Annotated in this window: 22 protein-coding genes; 18 read left to right on the forward strand and 4 right to left on the reverse strand. The window is 34.9% G+C overall.

Annotation, left to right across the window (positions count from 1 at the left end):
• Positions 1–416 precede the first annotated feature (416 nt).
• Positions 417–1,694, forward strand: a complete 1,278-nt coding sequence (ltrA, locus tag AT726_RS11720) for a group II intron reverse transcriptase/maturase (protein WP_068759647.1) — start codon at positions 417–419, stop codon at positions 1,692–1,694.
• A gap of 87 nt (positions 1,695–1,781) precedes the next feature.
• Here the strand turns inward: ltrA and AT726_RS11725 are convergent, their stop codons facing one another.
• Complete coding sequence (locus tag AT726_RS11725) at positions 1,782–2,444, reverse strand: hypothetical protein (RefSeq protein ID WP_068759648.1); 663 nt, start codon at positions 2,442–2,444, stop codon at positions 1,782–1,784.
• A 194-nt stretch (positions 2,445–2,638) separates the two neighbouring features.
• Between AT726_RS11725 and AT726_RS11730 the strand changes: the two genes are divergently transcribed.
• The 3 genes from AT726_RS11730 to AT726_RS11740 all read left to right on the forward strand — a co-directional run bounded on the left by AT726_RS11730 (position 2,639) and on the right by AT726_RS11740 (position 5,581).
• Positions 2,639–3,148: a Yae1 family protein gene (locus AT726_RS11730; RefSeq protein ID WP_068759649.1), complete on the forward strand. Its 510-nt coding sequence runs from the start codon at positions 2,639–2,641 to the stop codon at positions 3,146–3,148.
• Between the two features lie 556 nt (positions 3,149–3,704).
• Positions 3,705–4,976 carry an ISL3 family transposase gene (locus AT726_RS11735; protein ID WP_068759650.1) on the forward strand — a complete coding sequence of 424 codons (1,272 nt, stop codon included), beginning with the start codon at positions 3,705–3,707 and terminating at the stop codon, positions 4,974–4,976.
• Complete coding sequence (locus AT726_RS11740; protein WP_144436977.1) at positions 4,970–5,581, forward strand: hypothetical protein; 612 nt, start codon at positions 4,970–4,972, stop codon at positions 5,579–5,581. The genes AT726_RS11735 and AT726_RS11740 overlap by 7 nt, the downstream gene beginning before the upstream one ends.
• A gap of 82 nt (positions 5,582–5,663) precedes the next feature.
• Here AT726_RS11740 and AT726_RS11745 read toward each other — a convergent pair whose 3' ends face one another.
• Complete coding sequence (locus tag AT726_RS11745; RefSeq protein WP_055305855.1) at positions 5,664–6,524, reverse strand: hypothetical protein; 861 nt, start codon at positions 6,522–6,524, stop codon at positions 5,664–5,666.
• Between the two features lie 727 nt (positions 6,525–7,251).
• Between AT726_RS11745 and AT726_RS11750 the strand changes: the two genes are divergently transcribed.
• The 12 genes from AT726_RS11750 to AT726_RS11805 all read left to right on the forward strand — a co-directional run bounded on the left by AT726_RS11750 (position 7,252) and on the right by AT726_RS11805 (position 17,662).
• Positions 7,252–8,964, forward strand: coding sequence for a glycoside hydrolase family 13 protein (locus AT726_RS11750; protein ID WP_055243607.1), 1,713 nt, complete (start codon positions 7,252–7,254; stop codon positions 8,962–8,964).
• Positions 8,965–9,184: 220 nt separating this feature from the next.
• On the forward strand, positions 9,185–9,832 hold the full coding sequence (locus AT726_RS11755; RefSeq protein ID WP_055275712.1) for a hypothetical protein: 648 nt from the start codon (positions 9,185–9,187) through the stop codon (positions 9,830–9,832).
• A 64-nt stretch (positions 9,833–9,896) separates the two neighbouring features.
• The gene (locus AT726_RS11760) at positions 9,897–10,136 is read left to right on the forward strand and encodes a hypothetical protein (RefSeq protein WP_055243611.1); all 240 of its coding nucleotides are present in this window, start codon (positions 9,897–9,899) and stop codon (positions 10,134–10,136) included.
• 765 nt (positions 10,137–10,901) lie between these two features.
• Positions 10,902–11,075, forward strand: coding sequence for a hypothetical protein (locus AT726_RS11765; protein WP_237252561.1), 174 nt, complete (start codon positions 10,902–10,904; stop codon positions 11,073–11,075).
• A 4-nt stretch (positions 11,076–11,079) separates the two neighbouring features.
• Positions 11,080–11,631: a type II toxin-antitoxin system PemK/MazF family toxin gene (locus AT726_RS11770; protein ID WP_055243617.1), complete on the forward strand. Its 552-nt coding sequence runs from the start codon at positions 11,080–11,082 to the stop codon at positions 11,629–11,631.
• An 831-nt stretch (positions 11,632–12,462) separates the two neighbouring features.
• On the forward strand, positions 12,463–14,115 hold the full coding sequence (gene aspD, locus AT726_RS11780; RefSeq protein WP_055305852.1) for an aspartate 4-decarboxylase: 1,653 nt from the start codon (positions 12,463–12,465) through the stop codon (positions 14,113–14,115).
• Positions 14,116–14,256: 141 nt separating this feature from the next.
• On the forward strand, positions 14,257–14,739 hold the full coding sequence (gene ybaK, locus AT726_RS11785; protein WP_055305851.1) for a Cys-tRNA(Pro) deacylase: 483 nt from the start codon (positions 14,257–14,259) through the stop codon (positions 14,737–14,739).
• A 1-nt stretch (position 14,740) separates the two neighbouring features.
• The gene (locus AT726_RS11790) at positions 14,741–15,004 is read left to right on the forward strand and encodes a DUF1294 domain-containing protein (RefSeq protein ID WP_068759653.1); all 264 of its coding nucleotides are present in this window, start codon (positions 14,741–14,743) and stop codon (positions 15,002–15,004) included.
• A gap of 264 nt (positions 15,005–15,268) precedes the next feature.
• Positions 15,269–15,400, forward strand: a complete 132-nt coding sequence (locus AT726_RS13460) for a hypothetical protein (protein ID WP_257720686.1) — start codon at positions 15,269–15,271, stop codon at positions 15,398–15,400.
• 534 nt (positions 15,401–15,934) lie between these two features.
• Positions 15,935–16,291, forward strand: a complete 357-nt coding sequence (locus AT726_RS11795; protein ID WP_055243626.1) for a hypothetical protein — start codon at positions 15,935–15,937, stop codon at positions 16,289–16,291.
• 611 nt (positions 16,292–16,902) lie between these two features.
• Entirely contained in the window at positions 16,903–17,151 is a 249-nt protein-coding gene (locus tag AT726_RS11800; protein WP_055275717.1) for a GIY-YIG nuclease family protein, read from the forward strand.
• Positions 17,152–17,275: 124 nt separating this feature from the next.
• Positions 17,276–17,662 carry a Fur family transcriptional regulator gene (locus AT726_RS11805; RefSeq protein ID WP_055243631.1) on the forward strand — a complete coding sequence of 129 codons (387 nt, stop codon included), beginning with the start codon at positions 17,276–17,278 and terminating at the stop codon, positions 17,660–17,662.
• Between the two features lie 50 nt (positions 17,663–17,712).
• Here the strand turns inward: AT726_RS11805 and AT726_RS11810 are convergent, their stop codons facing one another.
• Positions 17,713–19,083, reverse strand: coding sequence for an MATE family efflux transporter (locus AT726_RS11810; protein WP_055275719.1), 1,371 nt, complete (start codon positions 19,081–19,083; stop codon positions 17,713–17,715).
• Between the two features lie 273 nt (positions 19,084–19,356).
• Here AT726_RS11810 and AT726_RS11815 point away from each other — a divergent pair, with 273 nt between their 5' ends.
• Together AT726_RS11815 and AT726_RS11820 are read left to right on the forward strand one after the other, a co-directional pair.
• Entirely contained in the window at positions 19,357–20,211 is an 855-nt protein-coding gene (locus AT726_RS11815) for an SGNH/GDSL hydrolase family protein (RefSeq protein ID WP_055305845.1), read from the forward strand.
• Positions 20,212–20,236: 25 nt separating this feature from the next.
• Positions 20,237–23,020: a calcium-translocating P-type ATPase, PMCA-type gene (locus AT726_RS11820; RefSeq protein ID WP_082704909.1), complete on the forward strand. Its 2,784-nt coding sequence runs from the start codon at positions 20,237–20,239 to the stop codon at positions 23,018–23,020.
• Between the two features lie 208 nt (positions 23,021–23,228).
• Here the strand turns inward: AT726_RS11820 and AT726_RS11825 are convergent, their stop codons facing one another.
• Positions 23,229–25,181, reverse strand: coding sequence for an aryl-sulfate sulfotransferase (locus AT726_RS11825; protein ID WP_055275722.1), 1,953 nt, complete (start codon positions 25,179–25,181; stop codon positions 23,229–23,231).
• Positions 25,182–25,361 lie beyond the last annotated feature (180 nt).

Here is a 25,361-nt window from a genome sequence, read left to right on the forward strand (position 1 = left end):
GGAATCTGAAGGAAGTCCGTGGGCAAACTTCTGGTCTGACGAACAGGAATCACATCAGGCAGGATACAAGGATAAGACTGCATAACAAGTTAAAGTCCAATAGCTACACAGAAAAAAAATGTATGTTGTAAATGTGGCAGATAGATGGAAGGGAAGATAATACACCTTACCCGGGGAGGTCTTATATTCTATCCCAAAGGTTGACCGTGAGGTAAACATGGAATATAAGAAGTCAGCCGAGGTCGTAGTAGTGAAGAGAGTTAGTGAAAACTAAAAGGAGCGAAGGACCGAACTATTTTATCCGTTAAAGAAATGATACTTGCACCTTCCTAATTAACCATTAGGTGATAAGACACATATCTAAAAAAAATAGATACGATGGATGGAAGGTTACGAAACTCATGGAGGTAACAAATATGAACACAGAGAATTTATTAAAACAAATCCTACACCCAAATAATCTAAACCAAGCTTATTTACAAGTTAAGCGTAATAAAGGTGCGGCAGGAGTGGATGGGATGACGATTAATGAATTGGGACACTATTTAAAAGAAAATGGTGAAGAGATAAAGGACCAAATTCGTACGCGTTCGTATCAACCTAAACCGGTGAAACGAATCGAGATTCCCAAGGCAGATGGGGGTGTGCGAAATTTAGGTGTCCCAACCGTGGTTGACCGATTCATTCAACAAGCGATGGCTCAAGTTCTCACCCCTATCTATGAAGAAAAGTTTCATGAAAACAGCTATGGATTTAGACCGGGACGATGTGCAGAAATGGCGATTATTAAAAGTCTAGAATTCATGAATGATGGGTATACATGGATTGTTGATATCGATTTAGAAAAGTTCTTTGATAAAGTCAACCATGATAAGTTAATGAGGTTGATATCAAATACGATTAAGGACGGAGATGTCATTTCACTCATCCGAAAATTCTTAGTCAGTGGAGTCATGATGGATGATGAATATAAAGAATCGGTGATTGGAACCCCACAAGGAGGCAATCTATCCCCATTACTGAGCAATATCATGTTAAATGAACTTGACCAAGAGCTAGAAGCAAGAGGGTTAAATTTTGTCCGATACGCAGATGATTGTTTAATTCTAGTGAAAAGTGAGAAGGCAGCGAACCGAGTGATGAAAAGCATGACGAAATACCTTGAAGAAACGCTAGGTCTTAAAGTCAATGTGACAAAAAGTAAGGTTGAGCGACCAAGTGGAATTAAATTTCTAGGATTCGGTTTCTTTTGGGATAAAAATGCCTATCAGTTCAAAGCTAAACCTCACCAGATATCGATCATGAGAGTGAAAGAGAAATTAAAAAGACTCACCCGACGAAGTTGGAGTGTGAGTTTTGACTATCGACTGAAGAAACTAAAGCAGTTAATCATCGGATGGGTGAATTATTTTAAAATTGCTAAGATGAGGACGGTATGTGGAAATCTAGATAAAAATATTCGATTCCGATTAAGAATGTGTATATGGAAACAATGGAAGAAGGTTCAAACCAAATATAGAAGTTTAATGAGGTTGGGAATCGATAAGGATAAGGCGTGGGAATGGGCAAATACCCGAAAAGGATATGCGAGAGTCGCTCGCTCATTTATTTTATGTCGAACCATCACGAATGAAAGACTAAAAAGAAGAGGTCTAGTATCACTACTAGACCACTATCAAACCGTTCATATTTAGAGATAAAATAGAATCGCCGTATACGGAACCGTACGTACGGTGGTGTGAGAGGACGATGATTAAATTAATTAATTATCTCCTACTCGATTAGATTTCAGTTGGTTCAGCAATCTCTAGTGCTTTAACCTCTAAGTTTTGACGACGGTTATCTAATGGGTTTTTATTAATGTGATGAACACGGAACCCTGGTTGACAGTTTGTTAAATAAGTATCTAGGTAAACACGTCCCGCTTCTGTATGAGCAATGGCATAAGGTTGACCATTTGCTTTCTTCTGACAAACCCATGTATATTTTTCATTTACGACTTGATCCAGGTCTTCAGCAGAAATTAATGCTTTATTGACTAAGTTTCCATAGCGGTCCTTTAAATGAATGGCAATGACCTGATTCTCTAAAACATCATAATCGTTGATTTGACGACGATTATATATTTCTAGGTTCGATTTTCGATTATCTAATAAATCACCGTTTAAATGACGGATTGGTGCGTTAGGACTTGTTCCTAAGACGGTTGATTGTAGGGTAGGTTTAATATAACGCTTTTTACCTTTTTGAATAACTTCTGTACTAGTTTGAATGATATAGTTATTAAAGTCTTTATTCCATTGGGCATGCCACGTTCCTAATGCTTTAACTTTTTCAAGATCTTCTAAATCAAATTGAGCCGTAAAGGATTTTCCTTTTTTGTTGAAAACTGTTAATTTAACCACATCATTATCGATTTCATATTGATTTTTATTTTGCGTCATCCTGATGATCACCTCTATTGTATATTCTTTCTAATCCATTAGGTCATTATAACAAAAGATGTTAGATATTTCTATGGTTAAACGATAAATATCAACATCATGCAAGAATATTGATAAAAGCATATGCAAAAATAAAGTTCATGAATAAATTATAGTGTAGTTGAAATTAACATGTTCAAAGGAGCTGAAGAAATATGCGTAATAGAAATAATAATAATATAAATACTACTAATTTTGACCCTGATTCAATCTTTAATTTTGATAATGACGATGATAACTGTGGATGTAGAAGACGAAATCGTCGTCATCCTGATGATCGAGAACGTGATTATCGTCCAATCATTACAAGTGGAGATGTTTTAGCAACTGGAAATGTATTTGCAACAGGGAATGTTTACCGTGTAGGTAACTCAACTAATTCTACAATTAGTAATCAGAACTTGACTTCAAATACTTCAAATACATCAAGTACGCGAAGTACGACTGGAACATCTATGACACGCGGTGGATGTTGCTGTCGCAGTCGCAGTGCTTATCAACAAGGTTTTAGAGATGGGTGTCGTCAAGGTTATCAACAAGGTTTTAGAGATGGGTACCGCCAAGGATCAAACAATGGATGCAGTTTTGGAAACAGTCGATTCACTGCAAATAATTCAACTACAAATACAAACATGAACAATGCTGATGATTTCTTTTTATTTTAGACATTAATTAATTCATAAAAATGAGTTATATCTAAGCTGTTGTTATGACAAGTTAGATATAACTTTTTTAATAATAGGATTTGACTAAAGTCATGTAAACTCGTTTGATGTGAATAGTTATGGTAATTCAATGATTATAAACTAAATAAGGGAAGTTATTGTTAATGATAGCGTGTTTTCTATAAGTGACTGAATCAAGCTTGTGTGCCTATGCTCCAACAGTCAGATAAGGAGGTAGCTGCATCGCAAGTTAGTGGCTATTAGATAGTGCTCATTATGAAACATTGGTCTTGTTGCTAGCGGATTTAGTTTGAGTATTTTCTAGAATTCATAGTGTCTATAGGCCAAACTATATCCATTATTTTTATAAATGAATAAGTTATACTGTAGTTGAAATTACAACGAACAAAGGGGACAACGAAATGTATAATAATTATAATGAGTCTTCACCAGAAATGGTGCTTGACTAAATAAATGCTTATATTTACCTATAAAAAAAACATCTAAAATCTTGTACTTTAGTAAGTGCGACCAAACTAAAGTTAGGAGATTTTAGATGCACTTACATCATATCAATGATTTAATTCAATTACAAGATGTTACAGTCAGTAACTATCATATTTCTGAAGATAATGTTTTAGTTTTAAGCCTGTGTCCAACAAAGAGTAAACAACCTTGTCCTTGTTGCCATACTCAAGCATTTGTTATTTGTAAAGGTAGCCGTCAAAAACTACGTCAAGTTAGACATTTACGTTGTTTCAATCGTGAAACCATTTTATTGATTCCGATGAAGCGGCTTTTCTGTAAACAGTGTGAAGTTTCCTTTACCTATCAATATGCATTTTTGACAGGTAAAACTCGTTATACAAACGATTATAAACGTGAACTTTCTAAACCGTTAGTCGGTACCACTGTTAAACAACTAACAGATACGTTTAAGGTCCCTTACTCAACTGGTGAACGCTTCATTAAGCAACATCTTGCTCATTTAATTCCGTCTATTCAAAGAAAAGTGATAGCTGCTGCTCAAGGATCAACTCGGCTCATATTAGGCATTGATGATTTTGCGATTCGAAAAGGTCATACTTATAATACAGGATTTCATGACCTAAGAAATGGTAGCCTGTTAACATTAGTCATGGGAAGAACTTATCAAACGTTAATTCAAAATCAAGGCTTAATGAATCAACTCAAAGAATTGAAACCCTACGCTGTTGTGATGGATTTAGCACGTTCTTATCACAAATTTGTCGCTGAAGTTTTTCCTGATGCTATCCGAATTGCTGACCGATTTCATGTGAATCGTTATCTAACAGATGCCTTACAGGCTGTGAGAAGACGGATTAGTTTATCGCTAACACCGGAAAGTCGTAAATATCTGAAACGAAATAAAAACCTTATCGGTAAACGATATGATTCTTTGAGCGAGAAAGAAGAACGAAAATTAGGAAAACTTCTAAACTATTCAAAAGAACTGACGGAAGTGTATGCCATTAAAGAATCACTGATTAATTGGTATGAATTAAGTGATGAAACAAATTCTTATAGACGTTTAATTCAATGGATTGCTCGAGCTAAAGCCCTAAATATTCCTGAATTAACTGAAGCGCTTAAACCTTTTGAAAATTGGACAGAAGAAATTTCTAATTACCATAAGTGTCGTTACACAAATGGTTCAGTAGAAGGACGAAATAATAAAATTAAAACATTAATTCGAAGAAGTTATTTTCTTCCGAATCGAATGATCTATGAGAATAGAATCTTCTTAGAATGTAATGAACGATTTTTTATAGATGAATTAAGTGTCAAGAACCAATTTTGGTGTTGAGCCATTATAATATTACAACTAAATATCTTGATTGTGATGAAAGTTTTAGTTTTGAACAAAACAACGACTGGGAATATGCTGAAGAAGACGATGATGAAAGAAAATATGATGCTAAAGAGGCACGTCATAAAGACTCTGACAGAAAAGAACGTTGTAAAAAACAGCGAGATAAAAAAGAAGATGAGAAAGAACGAGGAAGAGGTAAAAAACCGCCTCTAAAACCTCATGAACGTCCAATCATGACAGATAAAGAAGTATTAGCAACCGGAAATGTATTAGCAACAGGGTCTGTTTATCAATTATCTGGTAATAGGGGAATGGCTGCTTCACAAGCGAGTACAAATACAGCATCGATGTATAACGCTTCTGATGAATGGATGGGAAGTTATACGTCTTCATCAACAACCTCTTCTCAATCTGCTAATCAAGAATACAGTAATCAAGGATCTAGTAACTGTCAATGGGGTCAAAATTGCTGTTGTTGTGCTCGCCGTGCTTATCAACAAGGGTTACGTGAAGGTTATCGTCGCGGATGGTGCGCTTGTCGTCGTCAAAATTGCTGCAAATGTTGCGGTAGAAACAACACGTTTGGAAATGACTTCTGATTTTAATTGATTAAAACAATGACAAAAAAGGTGTAGAATCAGCATTCTACACCTTTTTTTCAATCTATTCTTAAATCAGAAATTATTTATTTTCTAAAGCTTGTTCGATTAATGGTAAGTAAGAACCAACTTTAATTGATACACCAGAAACTGCATCAGTGTGTCCATCTTCATCAGTTAAGTTTACTTTTGATAAATCAAAGTTGTTTGCAACGATGAAGTCTTCTAATAAGTCCATTTGCTCATGCCAAGCTAATTCTCCACCCATGTCATAAGTTCCTTCTTCAGAAGCGGCACGTTTAGAAGATCCGTCTTCTTGAATCATATCGATGTTTAAGTTAACAGCTTTTCCATTATCATAAACGATTTCGATGATATTAGTTCCTTTTTCACCTTCGATTTCTGTTGTTTTCACACCAGAGAATTCAAAGTCAGTATTACCTTGTGCAACAGCATCGATCAATTCTTGTACTAATTGTACATAAGTTCCAACTTTAATTGATACTCCTGTTACTGAATCTGTATGTCCAGCATCATCAGTGATGTTGATTTTTGTTGTGTCAAAGTTATTATCTGCTAAAGCTTTTTCTAATTCTACGATTTGTGCATCCCATTGTAATGCACCTTCTTCTGTGCTCATTACGTATTCACCACTAGCAGCTAATTCTTTTTTAGATTGCCCATCCATTAATACGTCGATATCAACTGATGTAGGTTTTCCGTTTTCAAATTCCATGACGATTGAAACAACATCAGTTTTTGCTCCAGTTGGATCATATAAACGTTCGTAAGTTAATGCTCCTGTGTATCCTTCAGTTGTCTCTGAAGGAGATTCTGATTGAGTTGTTTGTGGTTGTTCTTGTTCTTGTGGTGTCTCATTTGAGCAAGCCCCTAAGAATAAGACAGCTGAAGCTAATGCGATTAAAAGTTTACCTTTTAACATGTGTTTATACCCCCTACGGTTAATTTTGTATCTCAAAGACAAGCTATATTCTAGCAATAAAGGAACAATAAAGTAAGTCCTTTTTGTGTTTTTTTTAACAAAGAACATAAAAAAAACATAAAAAATGTTGAAAATTAGCATCGAATTGGCTTTTAATGGTATAAAATTCAAAAGAATATGGATATCTTGTAAAAGTCGTGAATTTTATAGTAATGGATAATGTTTTATAGCATATGCGTCCTATTGAACTAAATATTGAATGGGGATGTACCAATGAGCTCAGTTAACACTTATCATTCAGTAATGAGAATTAAGATAAGAAAATTGAAAATAAGCCTAGCAATGACATGAAAATTTATGATTTAATTTTCGAAATGAGACGAATGTCTTATTGGTGAGATGAATTATGTGATTTAGTAAAACGTCTGATTTATTTAAAGAGACGAATCAAGTTATTGTAAGAGAGAAAATCCAAATAGTAATTAGGCATTACCTAACAGCAAGTTTAACCTTATTTATAGGATTAAATATTAATTTCTTTTATCATGTAATGAATGATTAGTTTATAACAGTGATGACGTCGTTTTTACCTTAAATAAAAAAACGAGATATTATACCAATAAAGTGATAACATGGAAACGATTACAGTTAGGAATGATTAGATAGCGTTTCAGACCTATGATAAAATGGTGCTGTAACTAACAAAAGCTAAGAGGGGATGAAGTTAATGACAGGAGCAGAACGTAAATGGTGGAAAGAAGGCGTAGGATATCAAATCTATCCAAAAAGCTTTTGTGATAGCAATGGAGATGGAATTGGTGATTTAAAAGGGATTATTAGTAAGCTAGATTATTTGGCCTATTTAGGAATTAATATTATTTGGTTATGTCCAGTTTATCAGTCACCGATGGATGATAATGGATATGATGTCTCAGATTATTATCAAATTGCCCAAGAATTTGGAACCATCGAGGAGTTTAAACAATTATTAGAAGAAGCTAAAAAACGTGACATTAAAATTGTGATGGATTTAGTATTAAATCATACAAGTGATGAACATCCATGGTTTGTAGAGGCAAGAAAATCTGTTGATAGTCCTTATCGTGACTACTATATTTGGCAAAAAGGAAAAGTCGATGAATTTGGAAATGAAACAGAGCCAACGAACTGGGCTTCATTTTTCACACCGTCTTGCTGGGAAAAAGATGAGGCGACAAATGAATATTATATGCATATTTTTTCAAGAAAAATGCCTGATTTAAACTGGGAAAACGAAAAAATGCGTAAAGATTTATATAAAATGGTGAAATGGTGGCTTGAATTAGGAATTGATGGATTCCGCGTTGATGCGGTAGCGCATCTTGATCGCGATTTAACGTTTACTGATTCAACATTAGAAAGTGATGGCCGATATAAACCAGATTGGTCAAAATTTTCAAATCTTCCAAAGGTTCATGATTACTTAAAAGAGTTAAATCAAGAAGTGTTCTCAAATTATGATATGTTTACTGTTGGTGAAGTAGGTGGAGGAGCAAGTGTAGACGATGCTTTATTATATGCGTCGACTTCATCTAATGAGTTAGATATGGTATTTACGTTTGATCACTGTTGGTTAAATAATGGGTTTAATTCGTTAAGTGAAACATGGAGTAATCAAACCGATTTAATCGAACTAAAGAAAGTATTTAAAAAATGGCAATTAGGTTTATATAATAAGGCATGGAATCCACTTTATTGGTTAAATCATGATCATCCACGTGTCATGTCACAATACGGTAGCCCGATTCATTATCATAAAGAATCTGGAAAAATGTTAGCCACAAGTTTATTTATGATGTGGGGAACGCCATTTATTTATAATGGTGAAGAAATTGGGATGACAAATGCTAATTATGAAAATTTTGAAGATTATCGTGATGTTTCAGTTCTTGAAAGTATTGACCTCTTATTGCAAGCAGGACATCCAAAAGAATTAGTTAAACGTCATATTGCCGTAACGGCACGTGATAATGCAAGAACACCAATGCAGTGGAGTAATGAAGAAAATGCCGGATTTAGTACGGCAACACCATGGATTAAAGTAAATCCGAATTATCAAACGATTAATGTTCAAGATCAAATCAATGACGAAGATTCAATTTTACAACATTACCGTAAATTAATTGAATTAAGACGTTTTAGTTCTTATAAAGATGTCATTGTTTACGGTGAGTATACACAATTAAGTGAGAACCATCCGAATGTTTATGCTTATTTAAGAACATCAAATGATCAACAATTATTAGTTGTCTCAAACTTCTTTGAGAAACCTGCGATTATTTGTTTACCTAAATTTACAGCTAAACAAATTATTTTATCAAATTACAAAGATTCATCGATGCAGTTATCTTGTTTAACTCTAAGACCATTTGAATCGATTATTTTTGAACTAGAGAAATAAATTAATTGAATCTTAGTGTCCGGCATGAAACTACTGTTGAATCAGTTTCATGCCGGATTTTTTTAGAGAAGAAATAGGGTTCATTGCCTTCGTTAGGAGGTGTTACTGAAAGTTAAACACAGGATTCAATTTCAAAAATAGAAAACGGTTGCATTTATGCTACTCAATCTCTAAATTATTTGGTAAAATAGACCCATCATAAGATAAAGGGGGAGTAGAGATGGTGAAACAAAATATTAAGTTAAAAGAGATGACCATGAAAAAACGATGCAGTTATTTTTGGGATTATTATCGATATCATGTGATTGGGGCTTGTTTAATTCTTGTATTGATGGGAACTGTTATAAGGGAGGTAGCTAACCAGTCAACTATTTTGCTAAATGTCGTGATTTCAGAAATGATCAATGAAAGGACGGATGTAACGGAGTTAGAACAGCAGTTAACTCAACTAGTTAAGTCTGAAGCAGAAGAGAACGAAACGATTCGCATTTATACTTATCCTTTTAATAATATCGAAAGTAGTTCTAGTGATTTAACCCAAGTCTATTTAGAGAAGTTTGTTGCTCAAGTGGCTATTAGTGAACTGGATGTGTTTATCTTGGAGGAGAATGATTTCTCATATTTTTACGAACAAGGACTTTTTAAACCACTGGATGAACTGTTACAAGAAGTAGAGGGAATCGATTCAAGTGATTATCTTTTAGCAGAGGATGACCATGTTTATGCCATTCGATTAGAGGGAAATAAGTTATTAGAGGCCAAAGGAATAGAGACAAAAAATAAAGTTGTGACGGTCTTGAGTAATTCGTTAAGACAAGAGGAGAGTGCGGACTTGATTTTAGCTCTTTTAAATAAATCATTCAAATAGCTATTGTCTTAGCTATTTTCCATTGATAAAATTAAACTAAGCTAGATGAATAAAGGAGAACGTTGTGAAAGTCGCTATTCAACTAATGATTTTGATGGCTTGTTTTATAATCGTGCTAAAACAGTACCGAAGACAGCCTCAGATGTATTTGTTAGTCACATTAATAACTTTAGGTTTATTAGGTTTAACTAAAAGTATGCTACCTTGGATTGAAACGAAAGGGTTACGCTATGGGTGTGTGATTATTGCATTGATTGGTTGTGTATGGAGTTATTATCTGATTCAAAAACAAGAAAAAAAATAAAAAAAGACCTTAAGACCTTGCAGAAGTGGCCAGGGATGATGAGGTCTTTTTTTGTTTGAGTGGAATGAGACAAAGGAAAAGTCAAATTTTTTTCTATTTCATATAGTATCGTGGGGGAAGGGTTCACCCCCGTACCGTTCTATGGATAGATAGCTAAATCACAGATATTGCTTCTGGCTTTTATTTGTCTCACTTGACGTAGTAAACTTAACTAGAAGAATAAAATTCATCAATCCCTCAGGAGATGAGTTGAAATGAAACAACTATTAGATTAGTTAAAGTGGCGTGTCAGAAATTATGGATTTTAGCTAAGTTTATTTTCATTAATTCCACTGATGGTTCAAGTATGTGGAATCGAGTTAATTCCCAATTATGATCTATTCGGTCACATTATTTTAAGAATTTTAGTCTTATATGGAAATCATTTGAAATAAAAAGTTGAGGATCTTTTATTAGAGTCTAAATCTACTAATGAAGATTCTAATAAGTATTTAAAACAGGAATAAAAGATGTGGTAACGTCAAAAAAGACGTTACCCCTTTTGTTAACCATATGAGGAAGAGTTTTTAGTCGCTTCTTTTTTCATGAATAAAGTTGTTAAATCTACGATTCATCGGGCGATTACATATATTTCAAACCTAAAGACGAATAAGATACAGTAGAGCAAGGATTGTAGTTATTTTAAAGTAGGATAAGAACTTAGGAAATCTCTAATTCGAGGTGAAGAAAATGGTTAATCGAGGCAAAGATGGGTGGAATAAAGGTATGTTACAAAGAGAAACAAAGTCTTCCTCAAGTACGCGTAACCACAAAAAAACACCTCTTCAACAATTTGACGTCGCGGCTTTCTTTGAAGAAAATTTATTCGATATCATTGACTTAGAAGAAAATCGTTCAGGTGTTAAAGAGTTTGAAGATGCTGTGAAGAAAGAAGAATAATCGAATGGATTTACCCCGACTTGTTCAAAGTAAAGATATCCATCGAGGGAAAATCTTCTATGTCGCATTACCGTATACGCAGGGAAGACCGTTTCGGTTTGTCGAGAAAGATGGACAGCATGAAGACTTATATCGAATCATCGAACGACCAGATGGATTTGAAGGAGTCTCAGAACCTGAAACCGGAAAACGTCGTTCAGAAAGTCTTGAAGTGGTGACAGGAATTAAGTTACGCCCATGCATTATTATTCAAAAAGATCAGTATAACCATAATGAAAAGTATCCATTTGTCGTCGTTCTACCGATCGCGACATTAACGAAAGAACATAAGCAGCGCCCTATTTTTAAACGACTCATTGAACATAATGATTTGGATCAGTTCTACTATCTTGGAAATGACTGTTACATTACCGTGAATGATCCAAAGCGTGTTTATAAAAATACGTTATTTTATGTAGAGGGGCGATTAAAAATTGAAGAAAGCGACATTGATATGGATGAATTAATGATGCGCTTTGCTGAGTGCTTAGCTGTCAAAAAAATACGTTCAGAATAAGTAAAGGATACGTAAGGAGGAATGAGCTCACATTCCTCTTTTTATTTTTCGCTCTGTTAGACCATGTTATTGAGGTTTTAAAACGTTGATAGCGCTGCCTTTTAAAGAAAATTAAAATTTCTATTGGATTAGACAAATAGACGTTATCTTATATCGGAATAGTTTCATTTATCAAAGTTTTATTTTTAGAGGAAGGATGAAATGAGATGTTAGAAGTCCTTTTAATAAAGGTTGAGAAGGCGAGCTATTATCCTATTTTTTATCATAGAAATGGTGGCCCTTTTCTTATGAGCATATTAAAAAGATGGAACGATTTAGTGATTTATTTGGTGGTAGTTCATGGGGGGTGCAATAATCATGCTAGTCTAAGGTGTCATATTGTACAAAATAAGAGGATAGGTTATAGTTAGTATCTTAGGATCTATGCCCCAAAAGGTGATGACTATAATCGGTTCAAAATGAATGAGGTGATGGCGGTAGATTGATCTCATGTCATTCAGTTAGATTAAACGAGAATAAAATATCGAATATTATGTTAAAGCTATTTGTTTTCAATCAAGAGTATGGTAAATTAGTTATGCTAGATGAAGCTTTTAATCGTAGATTGGTTAGATGACCAGATTGAATTTGGTATTAATTATATATTGATTCAAAGAATGAGTTGATTTCTCTCATCACAAGAGGATTAATATCAGTGATTCTTTGATGGGGAATAACATCTAACATAGCTTTTGTTTTTAAATCAGAAGCTATTTATATCTAGCAAAATCCGGCCTTTATTAGAAAGTGTGGAAGGATAGGTAGTTGATAATAGAAGGGTATCGAACAAGTATGACAACAAAGAGAAATTTAAGAAGAAATGACATTAAACAATTAATTGAAAAAGTAAAAACATTAAGTCCATTTGAATTAAAAGATGAATTTATTAAAATGGCACAAAAATCAAAACAGGTGAGTAATCATCAGATTTTAAATGCAGGACGTGGAAATCCCAATTGGACGGCGGCTACACCACGCCAAGCCTTTTTTACCTTAGGTCAGTTTGCTGTTGAAGAAACGCAGTTAACATGGTGTGAGGGGGATTTGGCGGGAATGCCACAGCAAGAAGGAGCCTATGAGCGCTTTTTAGCCTATGTTCAAACGCATAAAGAAGCCCCAGGTATTGATTTATTGCGTGCCATTGTGGAATATGGAATTGAAGAACATCAGTTTAATCCAGATGCTTGGGTCTTTGAATTAGTGGATGGAATCATTGGTGATAATTATCCAGTTCCTGATCGAATGCTGATTAAAATTGAACAAGTGGTTAAAGATTATTTAATAAAAGAAATGGGTGGAGATGTTAAAACGTCGACGCATGATTTATTTGCTGTTGAAGGTGGAACAGCGGCGATGTGCTGTATTTTTGATTCACTAAAAGCCAATTATCTTTTAAAACCAAAAGATAAAATTGCGTTATTTGTGCCTATTTTTACTCCATATGTTGAAATTGCAAATTTACCATCCAATGAGTTCGAGATTGTTATGATTCATGCATCTGAGGTAAATGAAGATGGGATACCAACGTGGCAATATCCAAAAGAGGAATTAGATAAATTAAAAGATACAAGTATTAAATTAGCTTGTGTGGTCAATCCAAGTAATCCACCAGCAGTTGCGATGAGTGAAGCATCAATGGCTTATTTAAATGAAATTGTCACAACCTATCATCCTAATTTAATGATTATTACAGATGATGTATATGGGACATTCTGTGATGGGTTTAAATCATTAATGGTAACGATGCCATACAATACATTAGGTGTCTACTCTTATTCTAAATATTTTGGGGTGACAGGATGGCGCTTAGGTGTCATTGCGTTAGCTAAAGAGAATGTTTATAACGACTTGATGGCAAAGTTACCAGCCGAAGAAAAACAAATCTTACACCACCGTTATGAAGCTTTAACAACAACACCTCATGCCATTCCGTTTATTGATCGCATTGTGGCAGATAGTCGTCAGGTTGCTTTAAATCACACTGCTGGATTATCGACGCCACAACAAGTACAGATGGCCATTTTCTCAGTCTTTGCGATTCTTGATGAAGAAAATCGTTATAAAGAACAAACAAAAGCTATTTGTCGTCGTCGTGAGCAATTAGTTTACAATGAGTTAAAAGGTTATCCGTATCTTGAGAACCAATTGAATACGGCTTATTACAATAAATATGATTTATTAGTTTGGGCAAAATTAAAATACGGGGCATCATTCGCCACTTATTTAGAAAATGAACGAAGTGTTTTAGAATTTTTATTTGATCTTTCACATCGCTATGGCATTGTTCTTTTAAATGGAAGTGGATTTGAAGGTCCAGCGTGGTCTATTCGTGTATCATTAGCTAACTTAAACGAGCAAGATTATCAACAAATTGGTCAAGCCATTAATGAACTATTTGATGAATATGCTAAAGATTGGCGTCTACATCAAAAAGCGTTTGCGTAGTTTTTAAACTGATAAATGAATCAAAACCTCCCTCATCTAGCGTAGATGTGGGAGGTTTTTACATAAATCTAAGGGAAAGGTATGATAAACTAAGAAAATCATTGTATAATAAATTTATCGAATAATCAGGAGGTTAACATGATGTCAAAAGTTAAAACAAATGCCATACGCATACTAGATAAACATAAAATTAGTTATGAACTCATGACGTATGAAGCGGGGGAGGCTATTGATGGGGTTTCAGTTGCAAATAAAATAGGACGTGATCCAGAAGAAGTTTTTAAAACGCTGGTGACACGAGGAAATAGTAAAGAGATTTATGTTTTTGTCATCCCAGTCGCTAAAGAATTAGATTTAAAAAAAGCAGCTAAAGTGGTGAAAGAGAAAAAAATTGAGATGATTGCAGTCAGTGAGATTAATAAATTAACTGGATATATTCGAGGTGGGTGCTCACCAGTTGGAATGAAGAAAAATTATCAAACGATCATTCATGAAAGTGCAAAAGACCTTTCTTCATTTATTGTGAGTGGAGGAAAGATTGGATTACAGATGGAACTCAATCCACAAGATTTATCAAAGGTTATTTCAGTCGTGTTTGATTCAGTTGTTGTGGAGGAATCATAGGATGTGGTGGTTTGTTTGGATTGGCATGAATGTAGTGGGCTATACGTTAATGGGAATTGATAAACGACGTGCTATTCAGGGAAAGTGGCGAATCAGTGAAAAAGCATTATTTACATGCGCCGCTTGTTTTGGAAGTTTTGGAGTGTACGCGGGCATGCAGCAATTTCGGCATAAAACGAAACACTGGTCTTTTCAAATCGGCATTCCTTGTTTGATGGTCATTCAACTCTTATTGGTTAGCTATGGCTTTCAAATGATGAAATGACAAAAAATGTAGTATAGACGATATCGTTTTTTATAGATGTAAGAAATAAGGCGATGGTATGAGATAGAAGCTTATTTTTAAAACTGACGGGATGAAGCTAGGTCAACACCGACCTACTTTTTTTACATGAGGAAGTCGAATAGAGGGATAGGAAATGAAAACAGCAATCACCTGGTGGAAGAATTGCAGGGATGAGACAGCCCTATTTCCATCAACCGATCTTTGTTATTCACAAGAAACGTTAAATGAGATCATAAGTCTAAGATGCAGGTGGCCGTTTACGCCATTGGAGATTTAGCGATTGAGACTGCTTTAAATGGCATTGGATCACTCCAATATCATCAAGATCATCCACGTGGAATTGGCCGTTGTCAAATCACGATGATGGGTTATTAGAACGATTGGTAAAGCTGAATATATTCACTTATACTCAACTGGTTTTCTTAAATTTTGATATGCCAATTATTAATCGTCGTATGGATAAGGGGGATTTTAAGCATTATACGCCTTTAAAATAATGTTGAATAAAGGGATTTATATTTCCCTTGGAACGGATGGTGGGGTTGAATATGTCTTAATTTATATTGTGCGATCATACGTCAAGATTTATCGGGACAACTAGAATCAGGTGGAATATAAAAGAAGCTTTAACACTTAAAGAGTGTGTAAAAGGTTCGTTAAACGTTGGAAAGTTTGTGGACTTTATTGTTTTAAATCAAGATATCTTTGAATTGGAGCCGATCGATTGATTAAAAACTGAAGTGTGACAAACATTTGTGAATGAATGTTGTGTTTATGAGGCGAGTTAAAGTAGAAAACATCAAATTTTAATTCATTTTGGCTATTACTTTGGAAATCATCACCTCAGAACTCATGTGAGAGTTTTATGCTGCATATAGTTAAGTAAGGCACATAAAGGAGTGCGAGGAGATGATTAAAGACTTAGACAAGATTCATCATCAACGAAATGGATTTGTTCGTGTCGGATTATTAATTGAATATCTTGATCAACTAGCGGAGTTAAAAAAGTTAGAGATGGGAACTTATGAAGCAGGTGATGGAGCATTAGTCAGATATGTCGTGGTAGCAAAAGGTTGGAATCATGCTGGATCCTATATTCAATTATTATATATCCCAAGGCCATATGGTAAGAGATATCGGTTTTTACTTGGGAAAGTAGAAGATCCGATTGATTATTATGAACAATTTGACTGTTACTTAACAGATGCTATTCCGATGACAGAAACTTTAATTGAATATATCGTCAATCAGAGTGAACAACTTTAATCATTTTAATGGGGGAGGACATGATTTATAAAGAGGGTGTGCTGTTTTACGATTGAAACACCTGGGATTTGTCCGAATTGGGGGAAGTTAAAAAGAGTTAAAATCAATGAGTTTATGATCTCAAGAGTTAGAAGTTCCTCAAATTTATTATGAATTAGAGCCATGTGAAGTCAGAGCAAATGATGTTTCGCCGCTTGAATTAAAGATCTTAGAACCCTATGATGTCTTAGAAATAGACCTATCGGATAGCCGCCAAATGCAGAATCGTTTTGATTAATGGAAGGTTAAAATGCTGCACGTTATGAACAATTCGTTAAGCTAGAGGTAGCGGGTATTATTTGATTTAGTAGGAATGTCATTGATGACTCCAACTTAACAGATAGGGAGGTTCAAGAATTAAATCAAGTGTATTAGTCTGACGAATCAATGTGTCATGACGTTAGAATTTCTGGTTCTACTCGTAGAGGAGATTAATCCATACTTAAGAATGATTAAATAAAAAAGATAGAATCCTATCTTTTTCTGATTGACAAAATTTATGATTTGTCAATTAGAATTCACTTCGGTAAAATAGGGAATAGATGAGGTTGGAAGAAGTAAAGGAGAAAGAGATGCACTGGATTTATATTGTAGAGTGTTCAGATGGAACGTACTATACGGGGTATACACGAAATGTTGAGAAACGGATTAAAGAGCATAATGAATCTAAAAAAGGAGCAAAGTATACTCGATGCCGTCGTCCCGTTGTCTTAAGATATGCAGAAAGTTTTGAAAGTCGTCAAGCAGCTTGTCGACGTGAATATGAGATTAAGCAATTATCACGTGTGAAAAAAGAAGAGTTAATCAAAAAGAAAGCTTAAGTTTATATGGTGAAGCATATTGACATTCTCAAACTATTCTTCTATACTTAAATTAGTAATCATTATTATTATAATATTGGTATATACTATAATTGGGTATTAAAATGTAGAATAGGTGGTTTAGATGAAATATTCAAAACAACGAGAAATGATTTATAATTGTATTAAGGATAACCCGATGCATTTAACTGCCGATGCCATTTATGAAATGTTAAAGAAAGATAATCCGAACTTAAGTTTAGGGACTGTTTATCGTAATTTATCGCAGCTTGCGGATCATGATATGATTAGAAAAGTCAGTATTCCTGGCTATCCTGATCGCTTCGATGGAACCTTAGAAGATCACTTCCACTTTTTATGTTTAGAGTGTGGAGAAGTTCAAGATTTATTCATTCAAGAATTATATGGAATCGGATCAGTTGTGGAACAATCAACAGGTGCCGACATCTCAAAATGTGAAATGGCATTTAAAGGTGTTTGTCCAAAATGTAAATCAAAACACGTTAACTAAAAAAATCCGTTTAGATAATATCTAAACGGATTTTTTTAAGTTTCAAGCTCCTATTCTTGTGGGGAATGGACAAATGTTTTACGGTAGAATATAATAAAGCAAATGACTGTTGTTAAGGCTGCAATAATATCAGCGACGGGTTCAGCCATGAAGACTAAGTCTAATGGGGCCATAAATGCTTTTAGTGTCGCTGGTAAAATGAAGATTAATGGAACTAATAGGATCATCTTACGAAGTAAGGCAAGTACTAATGAGATTTTAGCTTGTCCTAATGCTAAAAATGTTTGTTGGCAAGCAACTTGTACACCAAAAACGAATATTCCAGCGAAGAAAATACGAAGACTACGAGATGTGATGGCCACCAATTCTGGTTTATCATTAAAGATATTAACGAAGACTTCTGGAACGAGCAGGATGCCTAACCACATCGTAGTTGTATAAATCAAGCAAACAATTAGCAACAGGATAAAGGTTTTTTTGACGCGATCGAACTGTTGCGCTCCGTAGTTGTAACTAATGATCGGTTGAGCTCCTGAGGTTAATCCCATTAAGGGTAATAAAATAATTTGATTCACACTACTGATAATCGTCATGGCACTAACTGCTAAATCTCCCCCATAGTGTGCTAATTGATTATTTAATGAAATTAATACAATACTTTCTGTTGCTTGCATAATAAATGGTGAAACTCCAAGGGCCATGATAGGTAAGACCACTTTTGGTTCAGGGATTAAGAACTCTTTTCTAATCTTTAATGTACTTTTCTTACCGAATAAGAAGCGAATGACCCAAATGGCTGAAATAAATTGAGCGGTAATCGTTGCAAATGCAGCTCCTTTAACCCCTAAATTGAGTCCAAAAATGAAGATGGGATCAAGAATAATATTAACCACTGCTCCAACCATTACGGTCATCATCCCGATTTTAGCAAAGCCCTGTGTATTAATGAAAGGGTTCATTCCAATAGCGATTTGAACAAATAATGTTCCTAGAATATAAATACCTAAATAATCATTGGCATAAACTAAGGTTTGGCTACTAGCGCCAAATGCTAATAATAAAGGCTCTTTAAAGATTAGTAAGCTCATCATTAATAAAATTGAAAGGATAACTAGCATAGAGAGTGCATTGCTCATAATTTTTTCTGCCCCATCATGATCTTGTTCTCCCATTTTGATGGCTGCGAGTGGGGCACCTCCCATTCCGATTAAAGCACTGGTTGCTGAGATTAGCATGATAATTGGGAAGGCTACGCCAATACCTGCCATTGCTAAATCTCCTTCTGGTAATCGGCCAATAAAAATTCGGTCTACGATATTATATAAAACATTGACTAACTGGGCGATAATAGCGGGAGTAGCCAATTTGAAAAGGAGTTTTCCAATAGAATCTCTCCCTAAATCTGTTGTTTGTGTAGACATCATATTCCTCCTATAGAAAATAAAATTACTTTTCTCATCAAATAATGATACTATATTTTGACGTAAGGGGAAATATGAAATGGAAAAAAATAAGTTAGCTTTATTGGTTATTAGAATGAATCAAAGGAGTGTGTTGGATAAATGGCATGAGAAAGAGAAGCTCAAGCTAGACCTTGTTTCTTATTGGATTTAATAAATCATCAAGATGAGACGATGATTATGAAGCAAATCAATGATAGAATAGATGAGAAGCTTATGAGTGGGAGGTCTCAAATGAAAAAACAAAGAAAATGGTTGTTATTTACAGTGGGGGGCATTGTGACGACGATTGCTGGGTATACCGTGTATCGCTTTAGTAAACGTCCCGCCAATACACCTGAAAAATTTCTCAAGTCAGAACACTTTTCTCGAAAGGTTGTAGCTTGTTTAGGGGATAGTCATACTCAAGGAACGATGGCTCATAACTTTGTAAATGATTTAGCCGTTCAGATGGGGGATAAAGGATATGATTTTATTAATGCAGGAGTGAATGGGGATTTAGTTTATAATGCGTTACACCGTGTGGAAGATGTTATTGAATGTGAACCAGATTATATTATTATTTTAATTGGAACGAACGATATTTTAGCTCGTTTAAGTAAGTCAAACGAAATTCATTTTGAAATCAAAAAACAGCTACCACAGAAACCGACCGAATCATGGTTTATTCAAAATCTGAGACAGTTAATTAGCTTACTTAAGTTACACACGAATGCTAAAATTGCGATTTTATCTTTGCCGTTGATTAGCGAAGATAGTGATTCAGTTGCTTTTAAAGCGGCTGTTGAGTATAGTAAACAAATTCACGCCGTAGCGCAAGAAACTAACATCACCTATTTACCACTAAACGAGCGTCAGCTCGAATATTATGAAACCCATCGCCCGACTAAACAGAAACGAGTGGTTCGTTCTCCTTTCGCTTATTTTATCCCATCTTTTAAGCATTATGTTATGAAAAAATCCTGGGAGGAAATCTCACAGGAAGCGGGATTAAGTTTAACAATTGACACCGTCCATCAAAATAAAATGGCAGCTCAAATGATTGAACAATTAGTTCGTGGATTTTTAGAAAAAGAAATGAATGATTAAAAACTCCTCCTAAGAGGAGCTTTTTTTGTTCTATTTTTTAGTTAATCCGCATAGGGTTGATTGTAAAACAAAAAGAAAGAAGGTGTCGGTCATTAAACGTTTGGCAAATGAAGCAGAATCAGCTAATATCGTCGTTACAAATTTAAAAACAGGATTAAAACAGCAAGAAGTCGAATCTTTAAGAACCCAATACGGTGCTAATGAATTTACAAAGCCAAAAGAACGTGGCCTATTATTTGAGTTACTTGATGTTTTTAAGGAACCACTCATGGTGATTTTATTTATTGCCAGTGGAATGAGCTTTTTAGTAGGAGAGTATCAGGATGGAATAGGGATTTGTATGGCTGTGCTACTCGGAATTATTATCGGACGCGTCACAGAGGGAAGATCAAAAAAAGCCGCTGAATCATTAGCTAAAATGACAGACGACGTTTTAGTTAAAGTGTTACGAGATGGACGAAAACAGATGGTACACAAAACCGAAATCGTGCCTAATGATTTAGTTTATCTAGAAACAGGAGATATGGTTCCAGCAGATGGCGTCATTTTAGAGGCGACAGAATTAAAGTTGCGGGAGGATATGTTAACAGGTGAAGCTGATCAGGTCACAAAAGAAAAAGAACATATTGTTTACGGCGGAACACTCGTTGGAAACGGATATGGCCTAATGCAGGTGACTAAAATTGGGGATGCCACAGAAATGGGAGTAATTGCAAAAGATTTAAATCAAGAAGAACAAATGACGCCACTCCAGTTAAAATTAGGAAAACTTGGACAGCGAATTTCTTCGATTTCTTCTGCAGTTGCAGCGATGCTCTTTATTTACATGATTATTCAAATCTTTAAAGGTAGTCAAATTCAGTTGAAATTCTCTAGCTGGGATGCTTTCGTTCATTCTTTACACGATGTTAACATGGTATTCCCAAGTATTAAAACGGCTTTTGTTGTTTGTGTCGGATTGATTGTCGCTGCCGTACCAGAAGGGTTACCAACCATGGTTAATATCACGCTTGCTATGACAATGGCTAAAATGGCCAAAATTAATGTCTTAATTCGCAAGAAAGAAGCATGTGAAACAATAGGGTCTGTTAGTGTGATTTGTAGCGATAAAACAGGGACATTGACTGAGAATAAAATGAAAGTTGGAAAAGTTTTTGTGGATGGCCATGAAACTTTATTTAAAGAGGTAAATGAACATCCGATTTTAGTTGAAAACTGTTTAGTTAACAGTTCGGCTGATGTTGAATTTAATGGAACTCATCAAAATTACATTGGGAATCCAACTGAGGGTGCGATTATCTCGATGATTAACAATCCAAGTTATCAACAAGTTCGAGAATCGGCACAGATTGTGTATCAAATTCCATTTACTTCATCGAACAAATATATGTTAACGGTCACTAAGCGACCAACTGGGTATCTCATCTTATCTAAAGGTGCCCCAGAAGTCATTTTAAAACAATGTAAAAATGAGATCGTTGATGGAAAAGTTCGTCCATTAACAAAAGTTCGTGAACAAGCCATTTTAGATAAAATGAAAGAATTACAATCAAATGCTATGCGAATTATTGCCTTTGCTTATCAAGAAACGACAAAAAAAGAAGATTTTATGGATAAAAATCATTGGAGTGCGCAATTTACGTTTCATGGATTTGTTGGGATTAATGATCCGTTACGCGAGGGCGTTAAAGAATCTATTGAATGTGCACGTCAGGCACGAATCGAAACAAAAATTTTGACAGGGGATAATATCCATACAGCCATCGCCATTGGAAATGAACTAGGTATTTTAACACCTGATAAACGTGCGGTTGAAGCGAGTTATATTGATGGCTTAACCGATACTGAATTGAGAAAAGAAATTAAAAATATTGCGATTGTGGCACGTTCAATGCCAAATACCAAAATGCGAATTGTTGCTGCGCTTCAAAAAAATGGAGAAGTCGTAGCCGTTACAGGAGATGGGATTAATGATGCCCCAGCTTTAACGAAAGCAGATGTTGGAATTGCCATGGGGATTGCTGGAACTGAAGCGAGTCGTAATGCAGCAGATATTATCTTAACAGATGATAGTTTTAATACGATTGTTGAGGCAATTAAGTGGGGAAGAGGGATTTATAATAACTTCCAACGTTACTTGCAATTTACGTTAACAGTTAATGTCATTGCTTTTTTACTTACGATCATCACTCAATTAATGGACAAACCGCTGCCATTTACAACGATACATTTATTATGGGTAAATATTATCATGGATGGTCCACCTGCGTTAGCTCTAGGAATGGAACCTGTCCGACAAACGGTAATGAGACGTAAGCCAACATCAAAAAATGCAAATATTATTAACCGCTTTATGATTCATACCATTGTGATTAATAGTTTATTTATGATTATTGTGTTATTAGGTCAATTACAATTTAACTTCCTTGGAGCGGATTTAAATCATGTGACCAGTGGTGCAAGTGAAGGGCAAACAGTTATTTTTAGTCTGTTTGTTAGCTTAGTTCTGTTTAATGCCTTAAACTGTCGAGAATTTGGACTAGTTAGTATCTTTATGAATTTCTTTAAAAATAAAATTGCTCTTCTCATTTTAGCGCTAACATTTGGAATCCAGGTGATTGTGACACAAGTAGCAGGAGATTTCTTCCACACAGTTCCATTAAGTGGAGTGATGTGGTTAAAGATTATCGGAGTTGGTTCAACCGTCGTTTTATTTAATGAAGTGTTTAAATGGATTTTACGTTTAATTAATCAATCACGTAAGAGAGCACGTCGTGCAAAAAAACATGACGTTGTGGTTTCAAATTAGAATTAATCTAACTCTTTAAACAAGCAAAAAAGGATATCGAGCAGATATCCTTTTTTCTTTGAAAGATATACAAGTTGTACTTAGGTGACAAGATTTATTTCAAGTATACATTAATAAATCTATTTCTCCCTATTCATTAAGTAGTAATGATCATTTGATCAAACATAAAGAACTTTTTAGCTACCAAAGAAGGTGATAGGGGAAATCACTATTGAAAAGTAACGGATTGATGAAGAGGGTAGACGATATTGTCAACTTCTAAATATAGTTCATATTGTCCAAGTAATCCCTCTGCATTGACATATTTAGTAATGCTTAGACGATCAGCATTTGTCACCTGATCAGGATTGAATAAATCAACACACATGGCCGTATAAGCAGTCGTTGTAATTCTGATGTCATAGACACGTTGATCACCGAGTTTATTTAAAATAAGTTTGACTTTTTGTCCTTCTTTGAAATTTCCAGTTAATATTAAACGATCGGACTCTTGCGTGAGTTTAATTTGATACTCCTCACCTAATTCATTTTTATTAAAACGTAACCCCTTGACTTTAATCGGTAAGGTTTTGGTTTCTCCAAGTGTTCCGACGCGTTTTCCAGGTGTTAGTGAATAGTTATTTGAATCAGTGTAAAGGCTTAACTTAGATGCACGATAAAAATGACTGGGTAAATCGAGTTCAAAAATGCGCTCACCATCTAAAACTTCAACGGTTTGGCTAGATAAATTGGCATTTTCATAGAAGAAAGCCGGCTGATTTAAAGCTTCCCCATTGATGGATCCGATACCACCAGAATGAATTAAGTAATGGTTTGCACCTAAGTAATCAATTTCTGAGATATAGGGAGAATAGAATGAGCTTCCTCTCTCTTTTCCATATTCAAAGACTTGTTCAATCGTCATATTGTTAGTGTCTAGGTGATAAATCACGCCTCGTGAATAGTTATTATTTGGATTGACATAATTATAAGGATTCTTTGAACGATTGTTTCCGTTATCAAAAATCGCAAGATCTCCACTTGGGAAGATTTTTGCAGAATGTTGTGACCATTGCCATTCAAAATTTTCGCCAATAGGAGTAAAGAAATAGTGTTGCATTTCTTCAGGCCAACCTGTTGAATCCCCAACAATCCAGTTTAAATCACCTGTTTTGTAATCAATACTGATGACAGCATCTTGGTGGCGTCCTGATAAAATAATGGCTTGATTTGCTTCATCAAAATCAACGGAGTTATTATGGAACCAATCATGCTCAGTCCAATTTTCACTTTTTGCTGCCTCAGTGGGGAGAATAGATGTTAAGTCCCAAGATTTGATGACTTGTCCTGTTGTACGATCAAGTTCCACAACATAATCTTCTACCGTCATGCGATCTGGATTATTACCAGCGATTAATAGGTTTCCATTTGGAAGTTCGATAGCATCATGGTGATATCCTGCTTCAAGGACGTACTCTACGTAGACTTTACCGAGTAAATCCATTTCCATTAGACCGGTCATATAATAAGGTGGGGCCATCGTTCGATCAGAGCTGAGTAAGAGATTTCCGTTTTCTAGACGTTTGACGTCCCAAACATTTTTACTAGTTAAATACCATCTGACATCGCCATTGATATCATATGCAGCTGTATAGCCTTGAGAGGATGGAGTCACGAAATAGAGGTCATTTTCTAACCTAGATTTATCCGCATAGACAGATGAAGGAAGTGCTAAGTCGTTAGGGAGTGGATCCGTTTGGATTTCAATTGTTTGTGTACGACCATCACTTAAAGTGAGTGTGATTTGATTTAAGCTATCAGCATAAAGTCCATAAACAGGAATTAGGTGTGAGGTAGCTTGACCAAACTCATGCGTGAAGGTTGATTGTTCATCTTTTCCTGCAACTGTTATCGTTACAGACGTCTCTTTTTCAGTTGAAAAGGCAATTAAAGCTGATAAAGGAGCATTCCCGTAAGGATTCAGAATGACAAAAGGTTGTTCTAGAGTATACGTTCCATTTGTGATCGTTTCGCTTAAGGTAGAATCAATCTCTTGTTGAGAAGTTAAGGTATCTTGAACGATTTCAACAGAAGGGGAATTAGAGTGATATAAAAACAGAACGAGTATTGCTATGATTAGACAAATGCAGCCTAGTAAGTATTGTCGATAACTTTTTTTCATAAAAGTCTCCTTTCTAAAAGATTGTAAAATCCTTCTTATAGTATCATATAAATAATAATAAAAATTAGTAAATTCTAAGCAAAATTATGTTTTTTTTCAAAAATAGGGGAGATTTTAATAAAATGATGTAAATTCCATATATTTTAACATCAATAAGCGCATATAACATACTCAGTTTAG

Origin of the sequence: Turicibacter sp. H121 (genome assembly GCF_001543345.1) — a bacterium.
Classification (GTDB): domain Bacteria; phylum Bacillota_I; class Bacilli_A; order MOL361; family Turicibacteraceae; genus Turicibacter; species Turicibacter bilis.

Coding starts and splice junctions, on each gene's coding strand:
- ltrA (WP_068759647.1), top strand. CDS start 417: ATGAACACAGAGAATTTATTAAAACAAATCCTACACCCAAATAATCTA.
- AT726_RS11725 (WP_068759648.1), bottom strand. CDS start 2,444: ATGACGCAAAATAAAAATCAATATGAAATCGATAATGATGTGGTTAAA.
- AT726_RS11730 (WP_068759649.1), top strand. CDS start 2,639: ATGCGTAATAGAAATAATAATAATATAAATACTACTAATTTTGACCCT.
- AT726_RS11735 (WP_068759650.1), top strand. CDS start 3,705: ATGCACTTACATCATATCAATGATTTAATTCAATTACAAGATGTTACA.
- AT726_RS11745 (WP_055305855.1), bottom strand. CDS start 6,524: ATGTTAAAAGGTAAACTTTTAATCGCATTAGCTTCAGCTGTCTTATTC.
- AT726_RS11750 (WP_055243607.1), top strand. CDS start 7,252: ATGACAGGAGCAGAACGTAAATGGTGGAAAGAAGGCGTAGGATATCAA.
- AT726_RS11755 (WP_055275712.1), top strand. CDS start 9,185: ATGGTGAAACAAAATATTAAGTTAAAAGAGATGACCATGAAAAAACGA.
- AT726_RS11765 (WP_237252561.1), top strand. CDS start 10,902: ATGTTACAAAGAGAAACAAAGTCTTCCTCAAGTACGCGTAACCACAAA.
- AT726_RS11770 (WP_055243617.1), top strand. CDS start 11,080: ATGGATTTACCCCGACTTGTTCAAAGTAAAGATATCCATCGAGGGAAA.
- aspD (WP_055305852.1), top strand. CDS start 12,463: ATGACAACAAAGAGAAATTTAAGAAGAAATGACATTAAACAATTAATT.
- ybaK (WP_055305851.1), top strand. CDS start 14,257: ATGTCAAAAGTTAAAACAAATGCCATACGCATACTAGATAAACATAAA.
- AT726_RS11790 (WP_068759653.1), top strand. CDS start 14,741: ATGTGGTGGTTTGTTTGGATTGGCATGAATGTAGTGGGCTATACGTTA.
- AT726_RS13460 (WP_257720686.1), top strand. CDS start 15,269: ATGCAGGTGGCCGTTTACGCCATTGGAGATTTAGCGATTGAGACTGCT.
- AT726_RS11795 (WP_055243626.1), top strand. CDS start 15,935: ATGATTAAAGACTTAGACAAGATTCATCATCAACGAAATGGATTTGTT.
- AT726_RS11800 (WP_055275717.1), top strand. CDS start 16,903: ATGCACTGGATTTATATTGTAGAGTGTTCAGATGGAACGTACTATACG.
- AT726_RS11805 (WP_055243631.1), top strand. CDS start 17,276: ATGAAATATTCAAAACAACGAGAAATGATTTATAATTGTATTAAGGAT.
- AT726_RS11810 (WP_055275719.1), bottom strand. CDS start 19,083: ATGTCTACACAAACAACAGATTTAGGGAGAGATTCTATTGGAAAACTC.
- AT726_RS11815 (WP_055305845.1), top strand. CDS start 19,357: ATGAAAAAACAAAGAAAATGGTTGTTATTTACAGTGGGGGGCATTGTG.
- AT726_RS11825 (WP_055275722.1), bottom strand. CDS start 25,181: ATGAAAAAAAGTTATCGACAATACTTACTAGGCTGCATTTGTCTAATC.